The organism is Microvirga terricola (genome assembly GCF_011777495.1).
Taxonomy (GTDB): Bacteria; Pseudomonadota; Alphaproteobacteria; order Rhizobiales; family Beijerinckiaceae; genus Microvirga; species Microvirga terricola.
In genome coordinates, this window is record NZ_JAATJS010000002.1 from 228,479 (window position 1) to 253,625 (window position 25,147).

At 63.3% G+C, this 25,147-nt stretch carries 25 protein-coding genes; 14 read left to right on the forward strand and 11 right to left on the reverse strand.

The window, feature by feature from the left end; genetic code table 11:
* Window positions 1-2 precede the first annotated feature (2 nt).
* On the reverse strand, window positions 3-1,031 hold the full coding sequence (locus HB375_RS05365) for a 5-oxoprolinase subunit C family protein (protein ID WP_167671954.1): 1,029 nt from the start codon (window positions 1,029-1,031) through the stop codon (window positions 3-5).
* Window positions 1,028-1,750 carry a 5-oxoprolinase subunit PxpB gene (pxpB, locus tag HB375_RS05370; protein ID WP_167671955.1) on the reverse strand — a complete coding sequence of 241 codons (723 nt, stop codon included), beginning with the start codon at window positions 1,748-1,750 and terminating at the stop codon, window positions 1,028-1,030. The genes HB375_RS05365 and pxpB overlap by 4 nt, the downstream gene beginning before the upstream one ends.
* 183 nt (window positions 1,751-1,933) lie before the next feature.
* Between pxpB and HB375_RS05375 the strand changes: the two genes are divergently transcribed.
* Entirely contained in the window at window positions 1,934-2,722 is a 789-nt protein-coding gene (locus tag HB375_RS05375; protein ID WP_167671956.1) for a 3-hydroxybutyrate dehydrogenase, read from the forward strand.
* A 7-nt stretch (window positions 2,723-2,729) separates the two neighbouring features.
* Here HB375_RS05375 and pip read toward each other — a convergent pair whose 3' ends face one another.
* Window positions 2,730-3,674 carry a prolyl aminopeptidase gene (gene pip / locus HB375_RS05380; protein ID WP_167671957.1) on the reverse strand — a complete coding sequence of 315 codons (945 nt, stop codon included), beginning with the start codon at window positions 3,672-3,674 and terminating at the stop codon, window positions 2,730-2,732.
* A gap of 188 nt (window positions 3,675-3,862) precedes the next feature.
* On the opposite strand from pip, the gene HB375_RS05385 reads away from it, so the two are divergent.
* The 4 genes from HB375_RS05385 to HB375_RS05400 all read left to right on the forward strand — a co-directional run bounded on the left by HB375_RS05385 (window position 3,863) and on the right by HB375_RS05400 (window position 7,794).
* Window positions 3,863-4,936 (forward strand): extracellular solute-binding protein, encoded by a 1,074-nt coding sequence (locus HB375_RS05385; protein ID WP_167671958.1) that lies wholly within the window; start codon window positions 3,863-3,865, stop codon window positions 4,934-4,936.
* 69 nt (window positions 4,937-5,005) lie between these two features.
* The gene (locus tag HB375_RS05390; protein ID WP_167671959.1) at window positions 5,006-6,091 is read left to right on the forward strand and encodes an ABC transporter ATP-binding protein; all 1,086 of its coding nucleotides are present in this window, start codon (window positions 5,006-5,008) and stop codon (window positions 6,089-6,091) included.
* Window positions 6,088-6,951 (forward strand): ABC transporter permease, encoded by an 864-nt coding sequence (locus HB375_RS05395; RefSeq protein ID WP_167671960.1) that lies wholly within the window; start codon window positions 6,088-6,090, stop codon window positions 6,949-6,951. Before HB375_RS05390 ends, HB375_RS05395 begins: the two co-directional genes overlap by 4 nt.
* Window positions 6,952-6,954: 3 nt before the next feature.
* Window positions 6,955-7,794 (forward strand): ABC transporter permease, encoded by an 840-nt coding sequence (locus HB375_RS05400; protein WP_167671961.1) that lies wholly within the window; start codon window positions 6,955-6,957, stop codon window positions 7,792-7,794.
* Window positions 7,795-7,859: 65 nt separating this feature from the next.
* On the opposite strand, the gene HB375_RS05405 is transcribed toward HB375_RS05400, so the two are convergent.
* The 6 genes from HB375_RS05405 to HB375_RS05430 form a co-directional block, all read right to left on the reverse strand.
* Window positions 7,860-8,927, reverse strand: a complete 1,068-nt coding sequence (locus HB375_RS05405) for a dipeptidase (RefSeq protein WP_167671962.1) — start codon at window positions 8,925-8,927, stop codon at window positions 7,860-7,862.
* Between the two features lie 127 nt (window positions 8,928-9,054).
* Window positions 9,055-9,825, reverse strand: coding sequence for an ABC transporter ATP-binding protein (locus HB375_RS05410; RefSeq protein WP_167671963.1), 771 nt, complete (start codon window positions 9,823-9,825; stop codon window positions 9,055-9,057).
* 11 nt (window positions 9,826-9,836) lie between these two features.
* Window positions 9,837-10,673: an ABC transporter ATP-binding protein gene (locus HB375_RS05415; RefSeq protein WP_167671964.1), complete on the reverse strand. Its 837-nt coding sequence runs from the start codon at window positions 10,671-10,673 to the stop codon at window positions 9,837-9,839.
* Window positions 10,670-11,602 carry an ABC transporter permease gene (locus HB375_RS05420; protein WP_167671965.1) on the reverse strand — a complete coding sequence of 311 codons (933 nt, stop codon included), beginning with the start codon at window positions 11,600-11,602 and terminating at the stop codon, window positions 10,670-10,672. Before HB375_RS05420 ends, HB375_RS05415 begins: the two co-directional genes overlap by 4 nt.
* On the reverse strand, window positions 11,599-12,660 hold the full coding sequence (locus HB375_RS05425) for an ABC transporter permease (RefSeq protein ID WP_425515160.1): 1,062 nt from the start codon (window positions 12,658-12,660) through the stop codon (window positions 11,599-11,601). Before HB375_RS05425 ends, HB375_RS05420 begins: the two co-directional genes overlap by 4 nt.
* A 7-nt stretch (window positions 12,661-12,667) precedes the next feature.
* Window positions 12,668-14,263 (reverse strand): ABC transporter substrate-binding protein, encoded by a 1,596-nt coding sequence (locus tag HB375_RS05430; protein WP_167671966.1) that lies wholly within the window; start codon window positions 14,261-14,263, stop codon window positions 12,668-12,670.
* 204 nt (window positions 14,264-14,467) lie between these two features.
* On the opposite strand from HB375_RS05430, the gene argH reads away from it, so the two are divergent.
* The 3 genes from argH (at window position 14,468) to HB375_RS05445 (ending at window position 16,783) form a co-directional block, all read left to right on the forward strand.
* On the forward strand, window positions 14,468-15,868 hold the full coding sequence (gene argH, locus HB375_RS05435) for an argininosuccinate lyase (protein ID WP_425515161.1): 1,401 nt from the start codon (window positions 14,468-14,470) through the stop codon (window positions 15,866-15,868).
* Between the two features lie 184 nt (window positions 15,869-16,052).
* Entirely contained in the window at window positions 16,053-16,487 is a 435-nt protein-coding gene (locus HB375_RS05440; protein WP_167671968.1) for an Hsp20 family protein, read from the forward strand.
* Window positions 16,488-16,510: 23 nt separating this feature from the next.
* Complete coding sequence (locus tag HB375_RS05445; RefSeq protein ID WP_167671969.1) at window positions 16,511-16,783, forward strand: BQ00720 family protein; 273 nt, start codon at window positions 16,511-16,513, stop codon at window positions 16,781-16,783.
* Window positions 16,784-16,829: 46 nt separating this feature from the next.
* Here HB375_RS05445 and HB375_RS05450 read toward each other — a convergent pair whose 3' ends face one another.
* Window positions 16,830-17,588 (reverse strand): alpha/beta hydrolase, encoded by a 759-nt coding sequence (locus HB375_RS05450; RefSeq protein ID WP_167671970.1) that lies wholly within the window; start codon window positions 17,586-17,588, stop codon window positions 16,830-16,832.
* A gap of 73 nt (window positions 17,589-17,661) precedes the next feature.
* On the opposite strand from HB375_RS05450, the gene HB375_RS05455 reads away from it, so the two are divergent.
* The 6 genes from HB375_RS05455 (at window position 17,662) to pheT (ending at window position 24,196) form a co-directional block, all read left to right on the forward strand.
* On the forward strand, window positions 17,662-18,906 hold the full coding sequence (locus tag HB375_RS05455; protein ID WP_167671971.1) for a glycosyltransferase: 1,245 nt from the start codon (window positions 17,662-17,664) through the stop codon (window positions 18,904-18,906).
* Window positions 18,907-19,043: 137 nt separating this feature from the next.
* Window positions 19,044-19,565 (forward strand): translation initiation factor IF-3, encoded by a 522-nt coding sequence (infC, locus tag HB375_RS05460; protein WP_246728365.1) that lies wholly within the window; start codon window positions 19,044-19,046, stop codon window positions 19,563-19,565.
* 331 nt (window positions 19,566-19,896) lie between these two features.
* Window positions 19,897-20,097 (forward strand): 50S ribosomal protein L35, encoded by a 201-nt coding sequence (gene rpmI, locus HB375_RS05465; RefSeq protein WP_167671973.1) that lies wholly within the window; start codon window positions 19,897-19,899, stop codon window positions 20,095-20,097.
* Between the two features lie 39 nt (window positions 20,098-20,136).
* Window positions 20,137-20,505: a 50S ribosomal protein L20 gene (gene rplT, locus HB375_RS05470; RefSeq protein WP_167671974.1), complete on the forward strand. Its 369-nt coding sequence runs from the start codon at window positions 20,137-20,139 to the stop codon at window positions 20,503-20,505.
* 172 nt (window positions 20,506-20,677) lie between these two features.
* Window positions 20,678-21,760, forward strand: a complete 1,083-nt coding sequence (gene pheS / locus HB375_RS05475) for a phenylalanine--tRNA ligase subunit alpha (protein ID WP_167671975.1) — start codon at window positions 20,678-20,680, stop codon at window positions 21,758-21,760.
* A gap of 12 nt (window positions 21,761-21,772) precedes the next feature.
* Window positions 21,773-24,196: a phenylalanine--tRNA ligase subunit beta gene (gene pheT, locus HB375_RS05480; protein WP_167671976.1), complete on the forward strand. Its 2,424-nt coding sequence runs from the start codon at window positions 21,773-21,775 to the stop codon at window positions 24,194-24,196.
* Window positions 24,197-24,208: 12 nt separating this feature from the next.
* Here the strand turns inward: pheT and HB375_RS05485 are convergent, their stop codons facing one another.
* On the reverse strand, window positions 24,209-25,018 hold the full coding sequence (locus HB375_RS05485) for a HesA/MoeB/ThiF family protein (protein WP_167671977.1): 810 nt from the start codon (window positions 25,016-25,018) through the stop codon (window positions 24,209-24,211).
* Window positions 25,019-25,147 lie beyond the last annotated feature (129 nt).

Sequence of the window (25,147 nt, forward strand, 5' to 3'; positions counted from 1 at the left end):
CTTTAAGCGTCCGCGACCTTCGGCGCCAAGGCGTTGACGGTGCCGCCGATGAGGTTAGTGCTGAGCAGGTGCTCGGTCGTCAGCGCGAAGCGCACCGGGATAAGAGCATCGGGTAGGGCGGCGATCCAGGCCTTGGCCTCGCGCGCCGCTGCCACCGCTTCTTCTCGCGACACGGCGCGGAAGCGCACCGGCGAGCCGGGCCGCAACTGCGCGAAATGGTCGAGATCGGCGCTGATCACGGTGGCGATCTTCGGATAGCCGCCGGTGGTCTGCCGGTCGCGCATCAGCACGATGGGGTGTCCTGCGCCCGGCACCTGGATATGCCCGTCGACGATGCCGTCGGAAACAATATTGAAGCCCTTCGCATGGTCGAGTTTCGGCCCGGAAAGCTGAAAGCCCATGCGGTCCGCCTGGGGGGTGATGGTGAATTCGCTTTCCAGGAACAAGCGAATGGCGTCTTCCGTGAAATAATCGTCCTGCGGCCCCAGCATCACGCGGATCGTATCGGGCAGTTGGGGGAGGTCGCCCGTAAAATGCACCGGCGCACCTTCCTGCGCCTCCGCCCGGCAGGGCAGCCGGTCGCCAGGCTGAATGGAGCCGCCATTGTGGCCGCCGAGTTTCGAGCGGGGATGGAACGACAGGCTGCCGAGCTGCGGCGCGATGGCAAAGCCGCCCGCGACCGCGAGATAGGCAAAGGTGCCCGTGCGGGCATGACCGATCTCGGCCGTCTCGCCATCCCTCAAAATCGCCGTCGTGTGCGGCGGGATGGCGGTGCCTTCGATGCGCAAGGTTGCGCCCGCGCCCGCAAGCGCAATGCGCAGATCGCCGCCGGACGCGGCCAGCGTCCCGCCGAGATTCATGAATTCGAGGGCGGCGGTCTCGGGCGCATTGCCGACCAGCGCGTTGGTGAGCGCGAGCGAACGCTTGTCCATCGCACCAGAGGGGGAGACGCCGAAGCGCTGGTAACCGAGCCGTCCACGATCCTGCAGCGTCGTCATCGGCCCGCAGGTTTTGACAACGAGCTCCGTCATGGCGTCACAAGCTCCGCCACTAGCTCGCCCGCAAGCGCTGCGCGTTCAAGGGAGGCCCATTGGAAAGCGTCGATAGGCTGAAACACGACCTCGTCGCCAGCAGCCAGAAGAAAGGCCGGGTCGCGCTCGGGCGCGTAGCTGCGCACAGGCGTGCGGCCCAAAAGGTGCCAGCCGCTCGGCCCTTCGATGGACATCACGGCGGCCTGCGCGCCGCCGATAATGATGGACCCGGCTGGAATCTTGGCCCTCGGCTGTGTCCGGCGCGGGGTCGCGATCCTGGGATCGAGCCCGCCGAGATAGGCGAATCCCGGCATGAAGCCGATCATGTAGACGCGGTAGATCGCGGCGGAATGGATCTCGATGAGCTGTTGCGGCGAAAGGCCGTGCTGCCCCGCCACCTCGTCGAGGTCCTCTCCAAAAGCGCCGCCATAGACCACGGGTACCCGCCAGCGCCGGCCGATGGCGTTGCGGGGGGCAATCGTCGCCGCCTTTTCGGTGAGGAAGGCGGCAAGCGCGTCGTAATCCGTAAGTGTTGGGTCGAATTGGATCGTCAGCGAGCGGTAGGTCGGCACGGTCTCGATGAGGCCCGCGGGCGGGGAGGCCAGCAGCAGATCCTCGAGCGCGAGCACCTTTCCGTTCAGGTCCGGGTCGATGGCGTCCCCGAACTCGACGGAGAGCGCGCTGTCGCCGCAGGGGAGAATTCTCGCTGTCCGCACCATATTGATCGTCGACTATGCCCAATTTCTTGAAATGGTCCCATGTCACATCGGGGCCGATCGTTCAACGGAAAGGCTCCGCGTCATGCGCCTTTGGTATGCCGAAGGTGCATGTTGATGGCCCCGCGCTCCATGCTATGTCGTAACCGAGATTGAAGCCTGCGACGCAGGCTTTTTTGGGAGTAGATGACGATGTTGAAGTCCAAGACGGCTGTCGTGACCGGTTCCACCAGCGGCATCGGCCTGGCTATTGCCCGCGCCCTCGCGAAGGAGGGCGCTTCCGTCCTCATCAACGGCTTCGGTCCCGCCGATGAGATCGAGAAGGAGCGCGCCGCCATCGAGTCCGAGTTCGGCGTGAAGGCGATCTATTCCCCGGCCGACATGTCGAAGCCGGAGGAAATCGAGGGCATGATCCGCCTGGCCGAAAAGACCTATGGCGGCGTCGATGTTCTCGTGAACAATGCCGGCATCCAGTTTGTCTCGCCGGTCGAGGATTTTCCGGTCGAGAAGTGGAACCAGATTATCGCAATCAATCTCTCCTCGGCCTTCCACACCATCCGCGCGGCGTTGCCCGGCATGAAGGCGCGAAAGTGGGGACGCGTCATTAACACGGCTTCCGCCCATTCGCTCATCGCTTCGCCGTTCAAGTCGGCTTATGTCGCGGCCAAGCACGGCATTGCTGGTCTGACCAAGACGGTCGCGCTTGAGGCGGCGACCCACGGCATCACGGTCAATTGCATCAGCCCCGGCTATGTCTGGACGCCGCTCGTCGAAAAGCAGATTCCCGACACCATGAAGGCACGCGGGCTGACGAAAGAACAGGTCATCAACGACGTGCTGCTCGAAGCGCAGCCCACCAAGCAATTCGTGACGGTCGATCAGATTGCGGCTCTGGCCGTGTTCCTGTGCTCGGATGCCGCAAGCCAGATCACCGGCGCCAACCTGTCGATGGATGGCGGCTGGACGGCGAAGTAACGCCGGTTCAAGCCTTCGCGAAAGCGTCCGTCGTCTCGATCAGATGATGCAGGATGCCGGGCTCGCTCACCGCGTGGCCTGCATCCGGCACCATGATGAACTTGGCCTCCGGCCAGGCCTTATGCAGCTCCCAGGCCGTCTTCGGCGGGGTAGCGACGTCGTACCGGCCCTGGATAATTACGCCCGGGATGTTTTTGAGCCGGTGTGCATCGCGGATGAGCTGCCCGTCCTCGAAAAATCCACCGTGGATGAAGTAGTGGTTCTCGATCCGCGCGAAGGCGAGGGCATAATGCTCCTCGGCGAATTGGACGCTGTAATCGAGGTTCGGCAATAGCGTGATCGTCTCGCCTTCCCACACGCTCCAGGCTTTTGCGGCCTCAGTCTGCACAGCCGGGTCGGGGTGGGTCAGGCGCTTGCGGTAGGCCGCCATCATGTCTCCGCGCTCCTCGACCGGGATCGGCGCGAGATAACGCTCCCACAGGTCGGGGAACATCCAGGACGCGCCTTCCTGGTAGTACCAGAGCAACTCCGCACGACGTAACGTGAAGATGCCCCGCACCACGAGTTCGCTCACGCGCTCGGGATGTGTCTCCGCATAGGCCAATGCCAGCGTGCTACCCCACGACCCACCGAAAACCATCCATTTTTCGACGCCGATCATGGTGCGCAAACGTTCGATGTCCGCCACGAGATGCCAGGTGGTGTTGGCGTCCAGGCTCGCATGGGGCGTTGAGCGTCCGCATCCGCGTTGGTCGAACAGCAGAATGCGATACTTTTTGGGATCGAACAGGCGGCGTTGGGTCGGCGTGCAGCCGCCACCCGGCCCGCCATGCAGGAACACGACAGGCTTGCCGTTCCGGTTACCACAGAGTTCCCAATAGACCCGGTGTCCATCCCCGACATCCAGCATTCCGTAGTCGTAGGGTTCGATCTCAGGGTAGAAAGTGCGCATCGATACAGGCTCCGGGCTCGCTCCTTCATACCCATAGGGTAGTGGTCTGTCAGCCCGGTGCGAGTTAACTAAGCCGGCTTACAAAGATTGTATAACGTGCGGAAAATAGGTGGCGTGTCGTCCGAGTGTCATATAATTTTGCAACGGGGAACCACGGGTTCAAGCCCGGATCACATTGGAGGAATATGATGTTGACCAAGCGCGCCGGCCTTAAGCTGGCTACGGCTTTTGCGGCTCTCATGATCGCCGGCTCGGCGAATGCCGCCGAGAAACTGCGCCTTCTCACCTGGGCGGATTACGCACCGGCAGACATCGTGGCGCAGTTCACCAAGGAAACCGGCATCGAAGTTGAGGTCACGCTCTCGAACAATGAAGAGATGATCTCGAAGCTGCGCGCCACGCAGGGCGCGGGCTTCGACCTCGTTCAGCCGAGCCAGGACCGCATCGCCGGCCCGCAGGTCGAATTCGGCATCTACAAGCCGATCGATCTGTCGAAGCTCAAGGGCGATCTCTTCATCGCCTCGATGCTCGAAGCGACCAAGAAGAACACCACCATCGACGGCAAGGTCTATGGCGTTCCGCACATCTGGGGCACCGACGGCCTGATCGTGAACACGAAGGCAGCCCCGAAGGTTGCCGACTACAACGACCTCTGCGATGCGGCGATTGCCGGCAAGACGAGCTTCCGCGCCAAGCGCCCCGCGCTGATCGCGTTCGCTTTCGCCAACGGCATGGATCCCTTCGCGTCGTACAAGGACGCCAAGGCCTATTCCGCGATGATGGACAAGGTCGGCGCCAAGCTCGCCGAGTGCAAGAAGAACGTGAAGTTCTTCTGGGACGGCAAGGACCAGCTCCTCAACGCCCTGCGTTCGGGTGAAGTCGTCGCCGCCATGGCGTGGGATACGGGCGGCTGGAAGCTGAACTCCGAAAACCCGGACCTCAAGTTCGTCGCTCCGAAGTCGGGCGCACTGGGCTGGGTCGACACGTTTGCGATCCCCGCCAAGGGCCGCAACGACGATGCCGCTTACAAGTGGATCAACTTCAACATGCGTCCTGAGATCGCTGCGAAGGTGGCCGCTTCCGCCGGCAACTTCACGGCTTCGAACGGCGCCGACAAGCTCATGCAGGGCAAGCTGAAGGATCAGTTCGCCGAGAGCTTCCCGAAGGCCGCCATCGACAACATCAAGTGGTATCCGGCGGTGCCTGCTGGCATCGAAGAGATCGAGGGCAAGGTTCTCGACCGCCTGAAGGCTGGTTCGTAATCTCGTCCATCAATTGATCATCGTCCCCCGGCTCGTCCGGGGGGCGACTTTTTTATGTTTGCACCTTCCATGTCCCAATCCACCGATCTCGATCTCGTCAACGTCACGAAGAAGTTCGGCGCGCATGCGGCCGTCAATGACGTGACTTTCAGCGTCGCTCGCGGCGAATTCTTCTCGATCCTCGGACCGTCCGGCTGCGGCAAGACCACCTTGATGCGCATGATCGCCGGCTTCGAGCATCCGACCAGCGGCGACATCCGCATTCGCGACAAGTCGATGATCGGCGTTCCGGCGAACCGCCGCCCGGTCAACATGGTTTTCCAGAGCCTCGCGCTCTTTCCGATGATGAGCGTGGGCGAGAACGTCGCTTACGGCCTGACCTGCCGCGGCGTATCCCGCGCGGAGGCCGATGAGCGCGCTACCCGCATGCTGGAGCGCGTCGGCCTCAAGGGCTTCGGCGAACGCCGCGTGACGGCTCTTTCCGGCGGCCAGCGTCAGCGCGTGGCGATTGCCCGCTGTCTCGTTCTCGAACCGACCCTCGTGCTGCTCGACGAGCCGCTCGGCGCGCTCGATCTCAAGCTGCGCGAGCATATGAAGATCGAGCTGAAGCAGTTGCAGGGTCAGTTCAACACGACCTTCGCCTACATCACGCACGACCAGTCCGAAGCCCTCGTGATGTCCGACCGCATCGCGGTCATGAACCAGGGCCGCTTCGAGCAGGTCGGCAGCCCGCGCGAGCTTTATCACAATCCCGCAACGCCGTTCGTCGCGAGCTTCGTTGGTGAAACCAACCGCTGGCAGGGCGAGGTCGCTTCGGCTTCCAACGGCGCGGTCAACGTGCGCCTTTCCTCCGGCGGCACGCTGCATGGACACGGCAACGCCTCGCAAGGTGCAACGCTCTCCTTCGTGCGGCCGGAAGCGGTGGCGCTGGCGCAGGATGCTTCCGTGCTCTCAAGTCTGCCCAACCGCTATGAAGGCCGCGTCTCCGCCGTGCTCTTCGATGGCGCGGCATCGAGCCTGCTCATCAAGACGCCCGGTTTCGACCAGCCGGTGCGCGCGGTGCTGCCGCAGGCCGGTCCGCTTGCAGGAATCGAGGTTGGCGCTGCGGTTCATCTCGGCTGGACGGCCGAGGCGATGAAGGTTTTCGCCGCATGAACCCGGCGCAGCGTCTCACCCTATTTCTCCTGATGGCCCCGGCCATCCTGTGGCTTGGGCTGCTCATCGTTCTGCCGCATGTGGAGATTCTCGTTCTCTCCTTCAGCCAGCGCGTTGCGCCGCGGGTTTATGAATTCGGGCTGGGCAATTATCTCGAGTTCTTCACCGAGCCGCTTTATTGGCGCACCTTCGCACGCACGGCGATCATGTCGATCATGGTCACCGCGATCACGCTCGTGCTCGCGTTTCCGATTGCCATGTATATCGCGCGCGTGGCGCAGGGCCGTCTGAAGGCGATGCTGCTTCTTCTCTGCCTGCTGCCGTTCTGGGTGTCGGAACTGGTCCGCACGCTCGGCTGGATGATGCTTCTGCGCGAGACCGGTATCATCTCGTACTTGCTTCGCCTGACGGGCCTCGCAAGCCAGCCGGTGGAGCTTCTCTACAATGACGGCGCCGTCATCCTCGGCCTCGTCTATGGCGGTTTGCTCTTCATGATCGTGCCGCTGGCGAATGCGCTCGAGAGCCTTGAACCATCTGTCGTTGAGGCGGGCTTCGATCTCGGCGGCAGCCGCTTCACGGTTCTGCGCCGCATCGTCATTCCACACGCGATGCCCGGCATCGTCGCGGGTTCGATCATCGTGTTCATGCTCACCGTCGGCAATTTCGCGACGCCGGTGCTCCTGGGCGGCAAGAACGGCCTGTGGTTCACCGAGCAGATCTACGCGCAGTTCATCACGCGCTTCAACTGGCCTCAGGGCGCAGCCTTCGGCATCCTTCTTCTCCTGCTCTCGTCCGCCATCGTGGCGGCGGGCCTGCGCCTTACGGGGCAGAGCTTGGGCACGACTTTGCGGCAGGCTTGATCCATGAACCGTCCGTCGATCCTCTGGAAACTCTACATCGCGGCGTTCTACGTCTTCCTGTTCGCGCCGCTTCTGGTCGTGGCGATCTTCGCCTTCAACGCCAGCCCGTTCCCGTCTCCGCCGTGGAAGGGCTTTACGCTCGAATGGTTCATCGGTAACGGCTCCGTCTTCGGCAAGCCCGGCGTGCTGATGGACCCGATCTGGCTCACCACCATCGGCAACAGCTTCAAGATCGCGCTGCCGGTGGCGCTGCTTGCGGTCATCATCGGCACAGTGAACGCCTGGGTGCTGGAGCGCGCGGAGTTCCGCGGCAAGACACTGCTCGCGATGATGATGCTCTGGCCGCTCGTCATCCCCGGCGTCGTGCTCGGCATCTCGATCCTGGCCTTCTTCTCGCGCACCGCGAACGGGCTCGAGGATGTGTTGAACACCGACATCGACTCGCTGCGTCCGGGCCTGCCGTTGGTGATCCTCGGTCAGCTCTCCTTCATCCTCACCATCGCGACGCTCATCATCGCCGCGCGGCTGAGGAAGTTCGACCGCTCGCTGGAAGAAGCCGCGCTCGATCTCGGCGCCAGCCGCACCCGCGTGCTGCGCACCGTGACGCTGCCGTTCCTCCAACCGGCGCTGATCGGCGCGGGGCTGGTGGCGCTTCTCATGTCGTTCGAGAACTTCAACACGACCTTGATGCTCGTCGGCTCCGATCCGCCGCTGCCGATCACCATGTACGGCCAAATGCGCGAAGGCGCGACGCCGGCGATCAATGCGGTCAGCCTCATGCTCATGCTCGGCGTCGGCGGCATCGCCAGTATTTTTGCGCTGACATCGAAGGCGCAGCAGTAACGCGGCCTGATCCAATCATGAAAAAAGCCCCGGCTGGTGAGGCCGGGGCTTTTTGTTTTCGGGTTTTACTTGCCCCAGGTCCGTTCCAGCACGTTGACCCAGTTTTCGTAGCAGAGCTTGCGCAAGGTGGCGTCGTCATAGCCGTGCTTGCGCATGGCATCGACGAGACGTGGCAGGCCGGCGACGTCGCCGATCTCGTTCGGGATCGTTGCGCCGTCGAAATCGGAACCGAAGCCGACGCCGTCAACGCCCACGTGCTCGATCAGGTGATCCATGTGGCGGATCATTTCTTCGAGCGGCGTGTCGTCGTTGCGCTGGCCATCGGGGCGGATGAACGAGGTCGCGAAGTTCACGCCCACCATGCCGCGACTCTCGCGAATGGCGGCGAGCTGCTTGTCGGTGAGGTTGCGCGAATGCGGGCTGATGGCATGCGCGTTGGAATGCGTCGCAACCAGCGGCGCATCCGAGAGCTTCACCACATCCCAAAAACCCTTCTCGTTCAGGTGCGAGAGGTCGATCATCACTTTGAGGCGATTACAGGCGCGCACCAGGTCCTTGCCACGCTCCGTCAGGCCGGGGCCGGTGTCGGGCGTCGAAGGATAGCGGAAGGGCACGCCGTGGCCGAAGATGTTCGGGCGGCTCCACACAGGACCGATGGAACGAAGGCCGCTTTCATAAAGCACATCGAGCATGTGCAGATCGGCGTCGATGCCCTCGGCGCCCTCGATGTGCAGGATCGTGGCAAGCGTGCCGGTGTCGATGCAGTGGCGCAGATCGGCGGCGGTGCGGCAGATCTTCACCGTGCCCTTCGATGCGCGCTCGATGCGCATCAGGAGGGATGCCATATGTAGCGTTACTTTCTGGCTCGGCGCGAGGTCGAGTTCCGCCGGCAGCGGCACATCGTATTCCGGCTTCGTCATCAGCGCGTCAATGTCGAGGCCGCCGCTGTCGGAGGGGACATAGACCGCGAAGAAGCCGCCGACGAAACCGCCCTTCTTCATACGCGGCAGGTCGAGATGACCTTGATTGTCGCCTTCGAGGAAATCGCGCTCCGGCTCGGTCTTGCCACGAATGAGGCGGAGCAGAACGTCGTTATGGCCGTCGAAGACGGGCATCAAAGAAGAGCGGGCCATGTCACACCAGACAGATTGAATTGAAAACGATCATCTGGAGCAAAATCCGACGGGATCGGATTTTGCTCCCTATCTCTTTGCTTTGCCGCATGATCCGGGCGAACAACCGGTGTCCACTGATCATGCTCTACGCGGCAGCGGGCTTTAGCACCTCTCTGGTATAGCCGCTGCTCGCGTGGATGAGGGACTGCGTATAGTCGTTCGACGCGGTGCCGTGGCGCAAAGCTGCGGCCGTCGTCTCCTCGACGCCCTCACCGTGGCGCATCACCAGAAGCTTGTCGCATAGGTGCGCGACGACCGCGAGGTCGTGGCTGACCAGAATGTAGGTCAGGCCCATCTTGTGACGCAGTTCGTCGAGCAGGTTCAGCACTTCCGCCTGCACGGAAGCGTCGAGTGCTGAGGTCGGCTCGTCGAGCAGCAACACCTTCGGACGCAGGATCAGCGCGCGTGCAATCGCGATGCGCTGGCGCTGGCCGCCGGAAAGCTGGTGCGGATAGCGGAAGCGGAAGGACGGGCCGAGCCCCACCTCGCGCAGAGCCTGGGCGATACGCTCCTCCGCGTTCTTCTCGCCGTGGATAGCGAGCGGTTCGGCGAGCGTCCGGTCAACGGTGTGGCGCGGATGAAGCGAGGCATAGGGGTCCTGAAAGACCATCTGCACCGTGCGATAGAAAGTTTGATCGCGCGGCGTCTTCACTTCCGTGCCGTCCACGAGCACGCGGCCGCCAGAGATCGGCGCGAGGCCGCAGATGGCGCGCAGCACCGTCGACTTGCCGGAGCCGGATTCGCCCACGAGCCCGTAGGCTGCGCCTTTCTTCACCTGGAAGCTAACGTCCTTGACCGCATCGACTTGAAGGCGGCCGGTGCCATAGGTGACGCGAAGATTTTGAATGTCGAGCATTGAACGCCTCCTTACAGCGCCCAGGCCGGATCGCGGTTGAGGGTGGGCAGCGGACGAACATCGGCGGCGAGCGTCGGCAGGCAATTCATCAGCCCGCGCGTATAGGGGTGCTGCGCCTCACGCAGATGCTTCGCCTCCAACTCCTCGACCACACGGCCCGCATACATCACCAGCACGCGGTCGCAGAACGAGGAGACGAGCTTCAGGTCGTGCGAGACGAAGATGAGGCCCATGCCGCGTTCCGCGACGAGTTCGTCGAGAATGCGTAACACCTCCATCGAAACCGTCACGTCGAGCGCGGAAGTCGGCTCGTCGGCGATCAGAAGGTCGGGGTCCGTGACGAGCATCATGGCGATCATCGCGCGCTGACCCATGCCGCCCGAAACCTCGTGCGGATAGAGCGCGAAGACGCGGCCCGGATCGCGCATCTTCACCGCTTCCAGCATCGCGAGTGCCTTGTCGCGCGCTTCCGCGCGGCTCACCTTGGCGTGCGCCTGATAGGCCTCGATGATCTGCTCGCCGATGGTCATGACCGGGTTCAGCGAATATTTCGGGTCCTGCATCACCATGCTGATGCGCCCGCCGCGCAAGGTGCGCAGCGTCCGCTTCGAGGCGGTGAGAAGGTCGATGCCGTCGAAGCTCAGCTTTTTCGCCGCAACTTCGCCGGGCGGCGGCGTCAGGCCGAGAATGGCGCGCCCGGTCTGCGACTTGCCGGAGCCGGATTCGCCCACGATGCCCAGCCGCTCGCGGCCGAGCTGGAACGACACGCCGCGCACCGCATCCACGGTGCCGGTGCGCAGGTGAAAGCGGACGCGCAGGTCCTCAACTTCGAGAAGCGGCTTCGTCATTTGGCTGCCTTCGGATCGAGAACGTCGCGCAGGCCGTCGCCCAGCAGGTTGAATCCAAGGCTCACGACGAAAATGGCGAGACCCGGCATGGCGGCGACCCACCATTGGTCGATGAGATAATTGCGGCCCGTCGCGACCATCGCGCCCCATTCGGGCATCGGCGGCTGCGCGCCGAGACCGAGGAAGCCGAGGCCCGCCGCAGTTAGAATGATGCCCGCCATGTCGAGCGTTACGCGCACGATGACGGAGGAGATGCACAGCGGCACCACATGGCCGAAAATAATGCGCGGCGTCGATGCGCCTTGCAGCTTCACGGCGGCGATGAAGTCGCTGTTGCGCACCATCAGCGTCTCAGCGCGCGCGATGCGCGCGTAAGGCGGCCAGGACGTGATCGCGATGGCGATGATGGCGTTCTCAATGCCAGGGCCCAGCGCTGCGACGAAGGCAAGCGCCAGAACGAGGCGGGGGAAGGCGAGGAAGATGTCGGTCAGGCGCATCAGAACCGTATCGACCCACCCGCCGAGATAGCCAGCCACTGTTCCGACGAGGAGCCCGATCGGCGTCGCGATGACGGAGACGAGCAGCACGACCCAAAGCGTGATGCGCGAGCCGTAGATGACGCGCGAATAGATGTCGCGCGCCTGATCGTCAGTGCCCAGCCAATGCGCGGCGCTCGGCGGCAACAATCGCGCCGTGCGCAAGTCCCCGCCGGCGATGGGCGAATACGGCGCGAGGAAATTCGCAAACACGGCCACGAGCAGAAGCAGCAGGACGATGCAAAGCCCAAACACCGCAAGCGGGTTTTTCGTGAAGGTGCGCCAGCCGAGATAGGCGCGGCCGAGCCGCGCCTGCCATCGGGAGGCCGGCTCGGGCGAAAGCAGCCAAGCCCGAAAACCGGCCGGCTGAGGGAGGGAAGCGGCACTCGTCATGAGCGAGTCCTCGGATCAAGCAAGCGATAAAGCAAATCGGACATGAGATTGAGAACGACGAAGGCTGCGCCAATGACGAGCGTTCCGCCAAGCACCGCGTTCATGTCCGCGTTTTGCAACGAGTTGGTGATGTATTGGCCAAGCCCGGGCCAGGCGAAAATCGTCTCGGTGAGAACCGATCCTTCCAGCAGGTGCGCATAGGACAGGGCGATCACGGTAATCAGCGGCACGGCGGCGTTGCGCAAGGCATGGCGCCAGATGACCCGGATCTCGGACAGTCCTTTCACGCGTGCCGCGATCACATATTCCTGCGCCAGTTCGTTGAGCATGAACGAGCGCGTCATGCGGCTGATATAGGCGAGCGAGAAATAGCCGAGCAGACAGGCGGGCAGGGTCACATGCGACACCGCGTTCCAGAAGGCATCCATCTGCCCCTGCATCAGCGTGTCGATCAGCACGATGCCGGTCACCGGCGTGTACATATAGGAATAGGTCACGTCCAAACGGCCCGGGCCTTCGACCCAGCCGAGCTTGGCGTAGAACAGAAGCAGCGCCATCAGTCCGAGCCAGAAGATCGGAATCGAATAACCGATGAGGCCGAGCACGCGCACGCACTGGTCGATCAGCGTGCCACGCTTGACCGCGGCGAGAACGCCGAGCGGAATGCCGATCAACGTGCCGATAATGGTGCCGAGCGTCGCCAGTTCAAGAGTGGCGGGAAAAACGTTCACGATGTCGGTCAAGACCGGGTTCGTGGTCAGAACCGAATTGCCGAAATCGCCGGAGACTGCCTTCTTCAGGTAGATCCAGAATTGCTGGATCAGCGGCAGGTCGAGGCCGAGTTCCTGGCGGACGCGCGCATAAACATGCGCGGGTGCTCTGTCGCCGACGATGGCGATGACCGGATCGATGGGGACGACGCGGCCGATGAAGAACGTGACCGCAACCAATCCGAGCAGAGTCGTCGCCAGGACGATAACGAATTGAGCGATCTTCTTAAGGAAGGAGCGGAGGGCACTGACGTGCCCTCCGCCCCGGCTCATGACTGCAGATGTCATCGAAGCGTCAGTTCTTCTTGGCTTGCGACACGTCATTGTCGCTGAACGACGGGCCGAGGACGAAGTTGTCCACGTTCTTGCGCACGGCGGCGACTTCCGTCTGCTGAAGGAAGACGACGAACGGGCCGTCATCGAGAACCGACTTCTGCAGTTCCTTGTACATCTGCGCGCGCTTCGCTCCATCGCGCTCCATCACGGCGGCGCGGGTCTTCGCGGTCAGCGCGCCCGGATCCCAGGCGTTACGCCACGCCAGCGGCTTGGCCTTCGCATCGTCCGCGTTGTTGTCGTTCGCCGCGAACGTATCAGCGTTCGAGTTCGGGTCCTGATAGTCCGAGCCCCAGTTGCCGATATAGATATCGTGCTGGCGGGCGCGGTACTTGGTGAGAGCCTGCTTGCTGTCCATCGGCAGGATTTCGAGCTTGACGCCCGCCTGGGCGAAGGTCGCCTGCATGGCCTGCGCGATGCCGGTGATCTCGGCGGTGGAGCGGGTGTCCATGGTCACCGAGAAGCCGTCCTTCAGGCCGGCTTTGGCAAGAAGCTCCTTCGCCTTGGCGACATCGAGCTTGTAGGGGTTGGTGGTTTCCGCACCGAGGAAGCCCTTGGGCAGGAAGTTCTGATGAACGTCGCCCTTGTTCTTCATGATGGTGTCGGCAATGGCCGAGTAGTCGACGAGATATTTCAGGGCGAGGCGAACTTCAGGCTTGGCCAGGTTCGGGTTCTTCTGGTTCAGGCCGAGATAGTAGACCGTTCCCTTCGGACCGCTCTGGAGCTTGACGTCCGGGTTCTTGGCAACCGCCGCGAGTTCTTCCGGGTTCAGGTTGCGGGCCACGTCGACGTCGCCCTTTTCGAGGAGAAGACGCTGGCTCGCGGTTTCCTTGATGTGGCGATAGATCACGCGGGCGAGCGGGGTCTTCTGGTCGTAGTTCGGGTTGCGCTCGAGAACGAGAACCTCGTTGGCTTTCCACTCGCGCATGATGTAGGGGCCCGAGCCCGCATAATGCGTCTTCAGCCAGTTGTAGCCGTAGTCGCCGTCCTTCTCGTTCTGCACGAGAACCTTCTTCTCGACGATCGAGGCCACCGAGTTGCCAAGGCAGTAAAGGACGAGCGTCGGCGCGTAGGGCTTGTCGACTTCGAGGGTCACCTCAAGCGGGCCGGTCTGCTTGATCTTGTCCTTCACGTTGTCCTTCGTGAGGCCGAACTGGCCGAGGATGAAGGCCGGGGACTTGTCGAGGATCACGGCGCGCTGCAGCGAGTACACCACGTCTTCCGCGGTGATCGGGCTGCCGGAAGCGAACTTCTTGTTCGGGCGGAGCTTGAACGTATAGGTCTTGCCGTCCGGCGACACGGTCCAGGACTCGGCGACCTGGCCGGAGATCTTGGACACGTCCTTGATGTCGTAGGAGATCAGGCGCTCATAGGTGTTGCCCGCGATTTCCGAGGCGCTGAACTCGAAAACCTCGGCGGGGTCGAGCGAGATGATGTCGTCGCTCTGCCAAGCCTGGACCAGGGTGTCCGGAGGGGTCGCCGCCTGCACGGCGGAGAACGATGTTGCCATCGCGCCGACCATCGCGGCGGATAGGATGAATTTCGGAAGATGCTTCATGTGGGCCATTCCCTTGCAGCGCTCGAATGCGCTTTGTGCCTGGGTATGAATACAAATCAAAAGGTCGCTGTCGAGTCCATCACTGGTTTTAAACTGGCAAACATAATGCCTCATGCTTAATTCCCGTGCAGAGACGATCCGGCTTGGCCTTCGGGGGTAACCTATGGCAAAGGCTGAAGGACCCGACGAAGCTGGATGAAAAACGTGTCTGAAGAAGCCAAGAAAGCCGGTGCCAACACCATGTGGGGAGGGCGGTTCTCCTCATCCCCGAGCGCGCTCATGGAAGCGATCAACGCGTCCATCGATTTCGACAAGCGCCTGGCTTCCCAGGACATCCAGGGTTCGATTGCCCACAGCACCATGCTGGCGAAGCAGGGTATCATCGCCGAGAGCGATCGCGACGCGATCCATCAGGGGTTGCAGCGCGTGCTCGGCGAAATCGAAAGCGGAAGCTTCACCTTCTCCAAGGCGCTCGAAGACATCCACATGAACGTGGAAAGCAGGCTCCGCGAGGTCGTCGGCGATCCGGCGGCGCGCCTGCACACGGCCCGCAGCCGCAACGACCAGGTCGCCGTCGATGCGCGCCTCTGGGTGCGCGACGCCCATGACCGGACCGACCTGCAGTTGACCAGCCTCATCAAGGCGCTGCTCGACAAGGCCGAGCCGCATGCCGCCACCGTCATGCCGGGTTTCACGCATCTCCAGAGCGCCCAGCCTGTGACATTCGGCCACCATCTCATGGCCTATGTCGAAATGTTTGGCCGCGACCGCAGCCGCATCCGCGATTCCCGCAAGCGCCTGAACGAGTGCCCGCTGGGCTCCGGCGCGCTCGCCGGCACTTCGTTCCCCATCGACAGGCACATGACGGCGAAGGCGCTGGGTTTCGACGGGCCGACCCGCAACTCGCTCGATTCGGTCTCCGACCGCGACAGCCTCATCGAATTCGTCTCGGCGGCCTCGATCTGCGCCGTGCACCTGTCGCGGCTGGCGGAAGAGATCATCATCTGGATGTCGGCCCCCTTCGGCTTCGTCCGCCTGCCTGACCGCTGGACCACCGGGTCGAGCATGATGCCGCAGAAGCGCAACCCCGACGCGGCTGAGCTTGTGCGCGGCAAGACGGGCCGCATCTTCGGCTCGCTCATGGCGCTTCTGACCATGATGAAAGGCCTGCCGCTCGCCTATTCCAAGGACATGCAGGAAGACAAGGAGCAGCTTTTCGACGCTGCCGACACGATTGAGATCGTGCTCGCGGCCATGACCGGCATGATCCAGGATTTGGAGCCCGTGCCGGATCGCATGGCAGCGGTCGCAGGCGCCGGGTTCTCCACGGCGACGGACCTCGCCGACTGGCTCGTGCGCGGCCTCGGCATCCCCTTCCGCGATGCCCACCACATTACCGGTCGCATCGTCTCCGAGGCGGAAAAGCGGGGCTCGACCCTGGAAGACCTGCCGCTCGACGTCATGCAGGCGGTCGAGCCGCGCATCCACCAAGGCATCTTTGAGGTTTTGGGCGTCCAGAACTCCGTCCGCTCGCGGACGAGCTTCGGCGGAACATCCCCCGTTCGGGTCGCCGAGCAGATCGCCTGGTGGCGCGGGCAGGTGTGAGAAAAAGGGGAGGGCGGTTGGTCTTTCACCCCCTCGGCCGACCGCTTACCACTCTCGGTCCACACCTCTTGATCCCCTGAAACATCGTCTCCATATTCGCTGCAGCGAACCTGTCACGGTCGCCTGGGTGCCGCATGAGCGGGCCCACAATCAACCGAAGTGCCTCTAACCTTGGGCTTCGAATATGTCGCGTCAGTCGCCCTTTGGGCATCCGTTTCTGTTAGGCTTCGACGAGATCGAGCAGGCGCTTGATCGTGTCGCGAAAGCCGCGGGCGATGGATACCCTCCCTACAATATCGAGCGCCTGGCTCGTACCGCGCAGGATCCCGAGCGCCTTCGGATCACGCTGGCTGTCGCCGGTTTCACCCGCGACCAGCTGGAGGTGACTCTGGAGGAAAACCAGCTCGTCATCCGCGGTCGGCAATCCGACGATAAGACGAGACACTTCCTGCATCGCGGCATCGCCGCACGCCAGTTTCAGCGGGCCTTTCTCCTTGTCGACGGCATGGAGGTTCTGGGCGCTGATCTGTCCAACGGCCTTTTGTCGATCGATCTCGCCCGGCCCGAGCCGGAACGGATCATCCGTAAGATCGACATCGCGGCCCCGGACAAGGCGTAACGCCGCCGCGCGAGGAGTGGACGATGCACAAGACTCATACGACCGACACGCACACCGGGCAGCCTCAGAACATCACGGAACTGGCCGCTTTGGGCGAAGGCCGCATGGCCTATGTGAAGCCCTTGCGGTCGGATGACGTGGCGAGGCTCTTCCCGCAGGCCCCCAAAATCGAGCCGGGCCTCCAGCTCTTCGCCCTGCTCTCCGCCAGCGGCGAGCCCATCCTGCTGGCCGATTCCCGCGACGCCGCAGTGGCTAACGCCTGGGCGCACGACCTGCAGACCGTGAGCCTGCATTAATTTCCCGACGATGGCGCCATTCCGGGGGCACTCCGGAGTGGCGCGGCTAAATCCCCTCGACCGCTTTGATCAACCGCTCTAGGTCCTCCGGCCGGGAGAGGCGATGATCGCCGTCCTTGATGAGGGTCAGCGATGTGCTGTCTCCCGGCAGGTGCTCCATCAGCTGGAGCGCATGGGCGGGAGGCACGTCGGGGTCCTGCATGCCCTGCAGGATATGGACCGGGCAGCCGGTCTTGATCGGCGCGCCGAAAAGCAGGTGCTTCCGCCCGTCCTCGATCAGCCCCTTCGTGATGGGGTAGGGGTCTGGTGAATATTCCGAAGGACGGTAGTAGACGCCCGTCTCTAGGACGGTGCGCTTGATGTCTTCGGGAAAACGGTCCCACATCAGCCGCTCGGTGAAATCCGTCGCGGGTGCGATGAGCACGATCCCGGCGGGCGCGCTGTCCGGCTTATCGTCGAGAAGGCGGCGGGTCGCGAGAAGCGAAATCCACCCGCCCATGGAGGAACCGACGAGGATCGGCTTCGCCTCGACGAACCGGTCGAGGACGGCCAGCGCATCCTCCAGCCAATGGGAGATGGTGCCTTCCTCGAAGGCTCCGCCCGATTCCCCATGGCCGCTATAGTCGAAACGCACGAAGGGCCGCCCGGCCTTTTCCGCCCAGGCATCGAGTGCTTCCGCCTTCGTGGAGCGCATGTCGGACTTGAAGCCGCCGAGCCAGACCACAGGCTTTCCCTTGCCTTTTCGTGCTAAAACCGCGATCTGACGCGCTTGGGTTCCTTGGCCCACCGTGATGGTTTGCGGCATGGTTAACGGATCCTCAACTGCTTAAAGCCAGCATTTCCCAAACGATTCGATTTTGAAGAAGGCTCTTACCTCAGTGAGTTTCTCAGCGCGACCCGTCGGAGGGGCGGCCTTTCCGACCTCTCATTCCCATCCGCTGGCGGGTCGGACCATTCTCCAGATCATTCCCGAGCTGGAAGCTGGGGGAGCCGAGCGCACGGCGGTGGATATCGCCGAGGGCTTAGCCCATGTGGGCGCGCGGGCGCTGGTCGCGACCGAAGGCGGGCGGCTTGTCGGTGAACTCCAGGCCAAGGGCGGCATCTGGCTTCCTTTCCCGGCTGCGAGCAAGAACCCGATCTCCATGCTGCGTAACGTGCGACGGCTCGCCAAGCTCTGCCGGAAGGAGAGGGTGTCGCTGATCCACGCCCGCTCGCGTGCTCCGGCCTGGGTGGCGCTCGGCGCGGCGCGGCGGCTCAACATTCCCTTCGTCACGACCTATCACGGCAGCTATTCCGGCCGTTCCTCGGTCAAAGTGCTCTACAACTCGGTCATGGCGCGCGGCGATGTGGTGATCGCCAATTCCTATTACACCGGCGACCTGATCCGCTCGCTTTATCCGATTGCCGATGGGCGTGTCCGGGTCATCCATCGCGGCACCGATTTCTTGAGCTTCTCCCCCACCGCCGTCGCGCCGGAGCGGGTGGAGGCCCTGCGCAAGGCGTGGAACGTCGCGCCGCACGAGCGCGTGGTGCTGCTGGCCGCCCGGCTCACGGGCTGGAAAGGCCAAAAAGTTCTGATCGAGGCCGCTGCCAAGCTGCGCAATGCTGGCGTCACCGACGCCGCCTACATTCTGGCGGGCGATCCGCAGGGCCGCGATTCCTATGTTCGCGAACTGGACGCTCTCATCGAGGAGCGCGGACTCCACGGCATCGTGCGCCGCGTCGGCCATTGCACCGACATGCCCGCGGCCTTCTTGGCCGCGTCCGTGGTCACGGTTCCCTCGACGGAGCCTGAGGCTTTCGGCCGCTCCGCTGTCGAGGCCCAGGCCATGGGCACCCCGGTCGTCGTGTCCGATCTCGGCGCGGTCCCGGAGACCGTGCTCTCGCCGCCCGCGGTTGCGCCTCATGAGCGCACCGGGTGGCGCATTCCGCCGGACGATGCTGGCGCGCTTGCCGAGGCGGTCGGGGCGGCCCTGTCGCTTGGCGCCAGCGCCCGCGATGCGTTAGGCAACCGCGCTCGCACCCATGTCCAGCGGCACTTCTCGCTGGAGAACATGGTCACCAGCACGCTTGATGTCTATTCGGCCCTGCTGGAGGGCCATTTCACACGCAGAACAAGTTGACTTCGCGCGGATTTGCGCGAAATGTCAGTTCGTTCGTGGCACAGTCAGGCGAGTGAGCAGAGATTCGATTAAGAGTCTCCGGCCTCGACTGAGCCCTTAAACAGGAGATACGAGCCATTCGCCGACCAATGAGACCTATGCCGGTGCCGCAAAAGGACGGACCGCGCGCCAACCGAGACATTCGCGGTGTCCGCGAAGTGCAGCTGATCGACGATACCGGGCAGAATAAAGGCGTCATGCCCTTCTTCGACGCCTTGCGCCTTGCAGAGGATGCGGGCCTCGACCTCGTCGAAATCGCTCCGAACTCCGCTCCTCCGGTCTGCAAGATCCTCGACTACGGCAAGTACCGCTTTCTCGAGCAGAAGAAGGCCGCCGAGGCGCGCAAGAAGCAGAAGACCGTCGAGGTCAAGGAAATCAAGCTGCGTCCCGGCATCGACGATCACGACTATGATGTGAAGATGAAGGCGATGAAGGGCTTTTTCGAGGAAGGCAACAAGGTCAAGATCACCTTGCGCTTCCGCGGCCGCGAAATGGCCCACCAGGATCTCGGCCTCAAGGTTCTCGAGCGCGTCAAGTCGGACGTCGGCGAACTCGCCAAGGTCGAGATGGAGCCGAACTTCGAGGGCCGTCAGGTCGTGATGGTACTGGCGCCACGGTAATCGCGTTTTTGACTGCGGCCCTCGTTTCAAGGGCCGTGAAAGGGCGTCCGAAAGGACGCCCTTTGTCGTTTTGGGGGCGAAGGGGAGGGGACGTGGCGGTCTCATGCCCGGTGACACGAGCGCACGACGCGCAATGCGGGGGAGAGGCCCCCCGCCGCGTCCACTCACCTCTGCCCGAGCCATTGCTTTTCAAGCCGTCTTCTGCCATAAGCCGGCCTTCACCGAACCGCCCGGCTGTCAGGGCTGCCGTGGCGGTTTGTTTTGCTCATGCAGCAATACAAGGGTTTTCAAGGGCTTAGGTCCGAGAGGCCCCACTTATACGGAGAGCAAAATGCCCAAGCTGAAGACGAAATCGGGCGCGAAAAAGCGCTTCAAGATCACTGGCACCGGCAAGGTCGTTTACGCCCAGTCCGGCAAGCGCCACGGGATGATCAAGCGGACCAAGAAGCAGATCCGCAACCTGCGCGGCACCACGACCATGTTCGAGAGTGACGCGTACAACGTGAAGAAGTTCTTCCTGCCGAACGGCTGAGACGGCTTCCCACATCCCGGATTTTGAAGGAGTTTTTCCATGTCGCGCGTCAAACGGGGCGTTACCGCCCACGCCAAGCACAAGAAGGTTTTTAAGGCTGCCAAGGGCTTCTACGGCCGCCGCAAGAACACCATCCGCATCGCCAAGCAGGCGGTCGAGAAGAGCATGCAGTATGCTACTCGCGACCGTCGCAATAAGAAGCGCGCTTTCCGCGCTCTCTGGATCCAGCGCCTCAACGCTGCAGTCCGCCTGCATGGCCTGACCTATTCCCGATTTATCGACGGTCTCGGCAAGGCTGGGATCGAGATCGATCGCAAGGTTCTGTCCGAAATGGCCATCCACGAGCCGGCTGCTTTCGCCGCTTACGTGGAGCGCGCCAAGGCCTCCCTGCCTGCGCAGGCCGCCTAAGGACAACCTGGCTCCGGCGCGACGGGGTTCCCGTCGCGCCGCCTCTATCCCGCCTCCGAGACCCTTCGCATCGACGGCGCATGACGCTGTCGTTTGACTTTTTGCGGCTCGGAAGGCTTGACGGTTCCCGCGCCGCGTCTCACTCAAGCGCACGCATTCTGGCACGGGACCGATGACCGACCTCAACCAACTCCAAAGTGATCTGCTTAAAGAGATCGAAGCCGCCGGTGACGAAGCGGCTCTTGAAGCTGTGCGCGTGGCCGCGCTCGGCAAGAAGGGCTCCGTCTCTGAACTCCTGAAGACGTTGGGCGCCATGACGCCGGACGAGCGCAAGGAACGCGGGCCGCTCATCAACGGATTGCGCGACGCGGTTCAGGCAGCCCTCGCGCAGAAGAAGGAAACGCTCGCCGAGGCCGCCCTTGGGGCCCGCCTTGCCGCCGAGCGCGTGGACGTCACCCTGCCGGTGCAGGAAGGCCCCGAGACGCGCGGACGCATCCATCCCATCTCCCAGGTCATCGAAGAGCTGACGGCGATCTTCGCCGATATGGGTTTCTCTGTCGCCGAAGGGCCGGATATCGAGACGGATTATCTCAACTTCACGGCGCTGAACTTCCCCGAGGGCCATCCGGCCCGCGAGATGCACGACACCTTCTTCCTCGCGCCCGATGAGAAGGGCGAGCGCAAGGTGCTGCGCACTCACACCTCACCCGTACAGATCCGCACGATGATGGCGCAGAAGCCGCCGATCCGGGTCATCATTCCGGGCCGCACCTATCGCCACGATTCGGATCAGACCCACACGCCGATGTTCCACCAGGTGGAAGGCCTCGTCATCGATAAGCAGGCCGACATCGCGCACATGAAGTGGATTCTGGAGGAGTTCTGCAAGGCCTTCTTCGAGGTCGAGCAGGTGAAGATGCGCTTCCGCCCGTCCTTCTTCCCGTTCACGGAACCGTCGGCGGAAGTCGACATCCAGTGCTCACGCAAGGGCGGTGAAATCCGCTTCGGCGAGGGCGAGGATTGGCTCGAAATTCTCGGCTGCGGCATGGTGCACCCGAACGTGCTGAAGAATTGCGGGCTCGATCCGGACGAGTACCAGGGCTTTGCCTGGGGCATGGGGATCGACCGCATCGCCATGCTGAAATACGGCATGCCGGACCTGCGCCCCTTCTTCGAGGCCGATGTGCGCTGGCTGAACCACTACGGCTTCCGCCCGCTCGACATTCCGTCCCTCGTCAGCGGCCTGACCGCGTAAAGGAGAGCAAAGATGAAGTTCACCCTCTCCTGGCTCAAAGACCACCTCGACACCACGGCGTCTCTCGACGAGATCGTGGAAACGCTCACCCGCATCGGCCTCGAGGTCGAAGGCGTGGAGGACAAGGCGAAGACGCTTAGCGCGTACAAGATCGCCTATGTGATCTCGGCCGAGCAGCATCCGAACGCAGATCGCCTGCGCGTCTGCATGGTTGATACGGGCGAAGGCAAGCCGATCCAGGTCGTCTGCGGCGCGCCCAATGCCCGCACCGGTATGAAGAGCGTTTTTGCGCCCCCCGGCACCTACATCCCGGGCAAGAACATCACCCTCGGCGTCGGCACCATTCGCGGCGTCGAGAGCGCGGGCATGCTGTGCTCGGCGGCGGAGCTCGAACTCTCCGAGGATCACGACGGCATCATCGAGCTTCCCGCCGATGCGCCCGTCGGCGTCGCTTATGCGGCCTATGAAGGGCTCGACGATCCGGTCATCGAGATCAACCTCACGCCGAACCGGCCCGACTGCACCTCGATCCACGGCATCGCCCGTGATCTAGCGGCCGCCGGCCTCGGCACGCTGAAGGGCGAGGCGATCTCGCCGGTTGCTGCCAAGGGCGCATGCCCGGTGTCGGTGAAGCTCGATTTCGCAACAGGCGATGAAAAGCTCTGCCCCGCCTTTGCGCTTCGCCTCGTGCGCGGCGTGAAGAACGGCCCCTCGCCGGATTGGATGCAGCGCCGCCTGCTCTCCATCGGCCTCCGGCCCATCAACTCGCTGGTCGACATCACCAACTACATCACCTTCGACCGGGGGCGCCCGCTCCACGTTTTCGACGCCAAGAAGGTGAAGGGCAACCTCACCGTCCGGCGCGCGAAGGACGGTGAGGAGATCGTGGCCCTCGACGGGCGTACCTACAAGCTCGAAGCCGGCAATGTCGTCATCGCCGACGAGAACGGCGTCGAGTCGATTGCCGGCATCATGGGCGGCGAGCATTCCGGTTGCGACGAGAACACCACGGACGTGCTCATCGAGTCCGCGCTCTGGGACCCGCTGAACATCGCCCAGTCGGGCCGCAAGCTGAACATCATCACCGACGCGCGCTATCGATTCGAGCGCGGCATCGACCCGGCCTTCACGGTGCCGGGCCTCGATCTCGCGACCAAGATGGTTCAGGACCTCTGCGGCGGTGAGGCGACCGAGTCAGTCGTCGCGGGCAAGGTGCCCGATACGAAGCAGGTCTACGAGTTCCCCTGGTCGGAAGTTCCGCGCCTGTCGGGGCTCGATGTGGAGCCTGCCGAATCGCGAAAGATTCTGGAAAAGCTCGGGTTCGTCGTTGAAGGCTCCGGCGAGCGCGTGAAGGTCATCGCGCCGTCCTGGCGGCCGGATATCGACGGCAAGGCCGATCTGGTGGAGGAGGTCATCCGCATCGCGGGCGTCGACCGCATCCTGCCAAAACCCCTGCCGCGCCTTGAGGACACCGTCGCCAAGCCGGTCCTCACGCTGATCCAGAAGCGCACCCGTCTGGCCCGTCGCCTCCTGGCCTCGCGCGGGCTGGTGGAAGCCGTCACCTGGTCCTTCATCGCTAAGAGCGAGGCTGAGCTTTTCGGTGGCGGTGATGCGCGTTTGGCGCTGGCAAATCCCATCGCATCGGACCTCTCCGACATGCGTCCGAGCCTGCTGCCGGGCCTTTTGAAAGCGGCCCAGCGCAATGCGGATCGCGGCTTCGGCGACGTCGCGCTGTTCGAGGTCGGCCAGTGCTTCGCCTCGGACGAGCCGGAAGGCCAGACCATCAAGGCGACGGGCGTGCGCCGTGGCTCGGCCCGCGCGGAGGGTGTGGGACGTCATTGGGACGGCGGCGCCGTTGCCGTCGATGCCTTCGACGCCAAGGCCGATGTCCTCTCGCTTATGAATGCGCTCGGTATTCCGACCGGTGGCCTGCAGGTGGTTCCCGGCGGTCCGGCATGGTTCCATCCCGGCCGTTCGGGCACCGTGCAATTCGGGCCGAAGAACGTGATCGGCACTTTCGGTGAGGTCCACCCGAAGGTCTTGAAGGCGCTCGACCTCAAGGGGCCGCTCGTCGCCTTCGAATTGACCCTCGACGCCCTGCCGCCGCCGAAGGCGAAGCCGACCAAGATGAAGCCGAAGCTGGTTCTCTCGGACTTCCAGCCCATCACCCGCGACTTCGCCTTCGTGGTCGGGCGCGACGTGCTGGCGGGCGACATCATCAAGGCGGCGCAAGGGGCTGAGCGCCAGCTCATCGCGGCGGTCGAAGTGTTCGATGTCTACGAGGGCACCGGCATCGACCCGGACAAGAAGTCCGTCGCCATCGCGGTTACCCTCCAGCCGACCGAGAAGACGTTGACCGACGTCGAGATCGAGGCCGTGTCGCAGAAGATCGTCGGCGAAGTCGCCAAGAAGACCGGCGCGGTGCTGCGCGGATAAAGTCTAAAAATGTTATCCCGGACGCGACAGGGTCGTTGTCCGGGATGGCTCTTTCGCGCCGCTTAAGGGGTTCGCCTCATCCCAAGCGTAGCGCACCGTGTCGAACCGCATCGAGCGTGCATCGACCATCAGCAGGCGTCCGACGAGACCCTCGCCGAAGCCGACGATCTGGCGGATCACCTCCATCGCCATCAGACTTCCCATGACCCCGGCGAGTGCACCGAGAATGCCGGCTTCCGCGCAGCTTGGGATTGTGCCGGCAGGGGGCGGGGAGGGGAAAAGGCAGCGATAAGTGGGGTTCGGCTTACCGTCTGGGCTGATTTCATAGGCGCGAATGGTTGTTAGCGACCCGTCGAACGGGCCCAGAGCCGCCGTGACGAGTGGCTTTTTCTCGAAGAAGCAGGCATCCGAGATCGCATACCGGGTCTCGAAGTTGTCCGACCCGTCCGCGATGACGTCGTATCGGCGGACGAGTTCCCGCGCGTTGTTGGCGTTCAGCCGCAGTGCATGGGTTTCTACCGTTACGTGAGGGTTCAGCCGCGCGATGGCCTGCGCTGCGCTCTCCGTTTTGGTGCAGCCGACATCCGGTGTGCCATGGATCACTTGACGCTGGAGATTGTCGAGGGAAACCACGTCATCGTCCGCGATCCCGAGGGTTCCGACGCCCGACGCTGCAAGATATTGCAGGAGTGGCGCGCCGAGTCCCCCCGCTCCGACCACCAGCACCCGCGCGGCCTTCAGTCTCAATTGCCCCGGTCCACCCACATCGTGAAGAACGAGGTGGCGGGCGTAGCGGTCGATTTCATCGGGCGTGAGCGACATGGCCTGACCTTAGCGTCATGGCCGGCTCTATCAACCATTTCACGGCGGAATTAGCGTAAACGGCTTGACAGGGAGCTTGGCGATGTGACCCTTCCCATGCCATCGTCTGGGCGCAACCGGGTAACAAGC

What these genes read in the sequence shown, in the direction of transcription:
- HB375_RS05365 (WP_167671954.1), bottom strand. Translation starts at nt 1,031, where the DNA reads ATGACGGAGCTCGTTGTCAAAACCTGCGGGCCGATGACGACGCTGCAG.
- pxpB (WP_167671955.1), bottom strand. Translation starts at nt 1,750, where the DNA reads ATGGTGCGGACAGCGAGAATTCTCCCCTGCGGCGACAGCGCGCTCTCC.
- HB375_RS05375 (WP_167671956.1), top strand. Translation starts at nt 1,934, where the DNA reads ATGACGATGTTGAAGTCCAAGACGGCTGTCGTGACCGGTTCCACCAGC.
- pip (WP_167671957.1), bottom strand. Translation starts at nt 3,674, where the DNA reads ATGCGCACTTTCTACCCTGAGATCGAACCCTACGACTACGGAATGCTG.
- HB375_RS05385 (WP_167671958.1), top strand. Translation starts at nt 3,863, where the DNA reads ATGTTGACCAAGCGCGCCGGCCTTAAGCTGGCTACGGCTTTTGCGGCT.
- HB375_RS05390 (WP_167671959.1), top strand. Translation starts at nt 5,006, where the DNA reads ATGTCCCAATCCACCGATCTCGATCTCGTCAACGTCACGAAGAAGTTC.
- HB375_RS05395 (WP_167671960.1), top strand. Translation starts at nt 6,088, where the DNA reads ATGAACCCGGCGCAGCGTCTCACCCTATTTCTCCTGATGGCCCCGGCC.
- HB375_RS05400 (WP_167671961.1), top strand. Translation starts at nt 6,955, where the DNA reads ATGAACCGTCCGTCGATCCTCTGGAAACTCTACATCGCGGCGTTCTAC.
- HB375_RS05405 (WP_167671962.1), bottom strand. Translation starts at nt 8,927, where the DNA reads ATGGCCCGCTCTTCTTTGATGCCCGTCTTCGACGGCCATAACGACGTT.
- HB375_RS05410 (WP_167671963.1), bottom strand. Translation starts at nt 9,825, where the DNA reads ATGCTCGACATTCAAAATCTTCGCGTCACCTATGGCACCGGCCGCCTT.
- HB375_RS05415 (WP_167671964.1), bottom strand. Translation starts at nt 10,673, where the DNA reads ATGACGAAGCCGCTTCTCGAAGTTGAGGACCTGCGCGTCCGCTTTCAC.
- HB375_RS05420 (WP_167671965.1), bottom strand. Translation starts at nt 11,602, where the DNA reads ATGACGAGTGCCGCTTCCCTCCCTCAGCCGGCCGGTTTTCGGGCTTGG.
- HB375_RS05425 (WP_425515160.1), bottom strand. Translation starts at nt 12,660, where the DNA reads ATGACATCTGCAGTCATGAGCCGGGGCGGAGGGCACGTCAGTGCCCTC.
- HB375_RS05430 (WP_167671966.1), bottom strand. Translation starts at nt 14,263, where the DNA reads ATGAAGCATCTTCCGAAATTCATCCTATCCGCCGCGATGGTCGGCGCG.
- HB375_RS05440 (WP_167671968.1), top strand. Translation starts at nt 16,053, where the DNA reads ATGTCGCGTCAGTCGCCCTTTGGGCATCCGTTTCTGTTAGGCTTCGAC.
- HB375_RS05445 (WP_167671969.1), top strand. Translation starts at nt 16,511, where the DNA reads ATGCACAAGACTCATACGACCGACACGCACACCGGGCAGCCTCAGAAC.
- HB375_RS05450 (WP_167671970.1), bottom strand. Translation starts at nt 17,588, where the DNA reads ATGCCGCAAACCATCACGGTGGGCCAAGGAACCCAAGCGCGTCAGATC.
- infC (WP_246728365.1), top strand. Translation starts at nt 19,044, where the DNA reads ATGCCGGTGCCGCAAAAGGACGGACCGCGCGCCAACCGAGACATTCGC.
- rpmI (WP_167671973.1), top strand. Translation starts at nt 19,897, where the DNA reads ATGCCCAAGCTGAAGACGAAATCGGGCGCGAAAAAGCGCTTCAAGATC.
- rplT (WP_167671974.1), top strand. Translation starts at nt 20,137, where the DNA reads ATGTCGCGCGTCAAACGGGGCGTTACCGCCCACGCCAAGCACAAGAAG.
- pheS (WP_167671975.1), top strand. Translation starts at nt 20,678, where the DNA reads ATGACCGACCTCAACCAACTCCAAAGTGATCTGCTTAAAGAGATCGAA.
- pheT (WP_167671976.1), top strand. Translation starts at nt 21,773, where the DNA reads ATGAAGTTCACCCTCTCCTGGCTCAAAGACCACCTCGACACCACGGCG.
- HB375_RS05485 (WP_167671977.1), bottom strand. Translation starts at nt 25,018, where the DNA reads ATGTCGCTCACGCCCGATGAAATCGACCGCTACGCCCGCCACCTCGTT.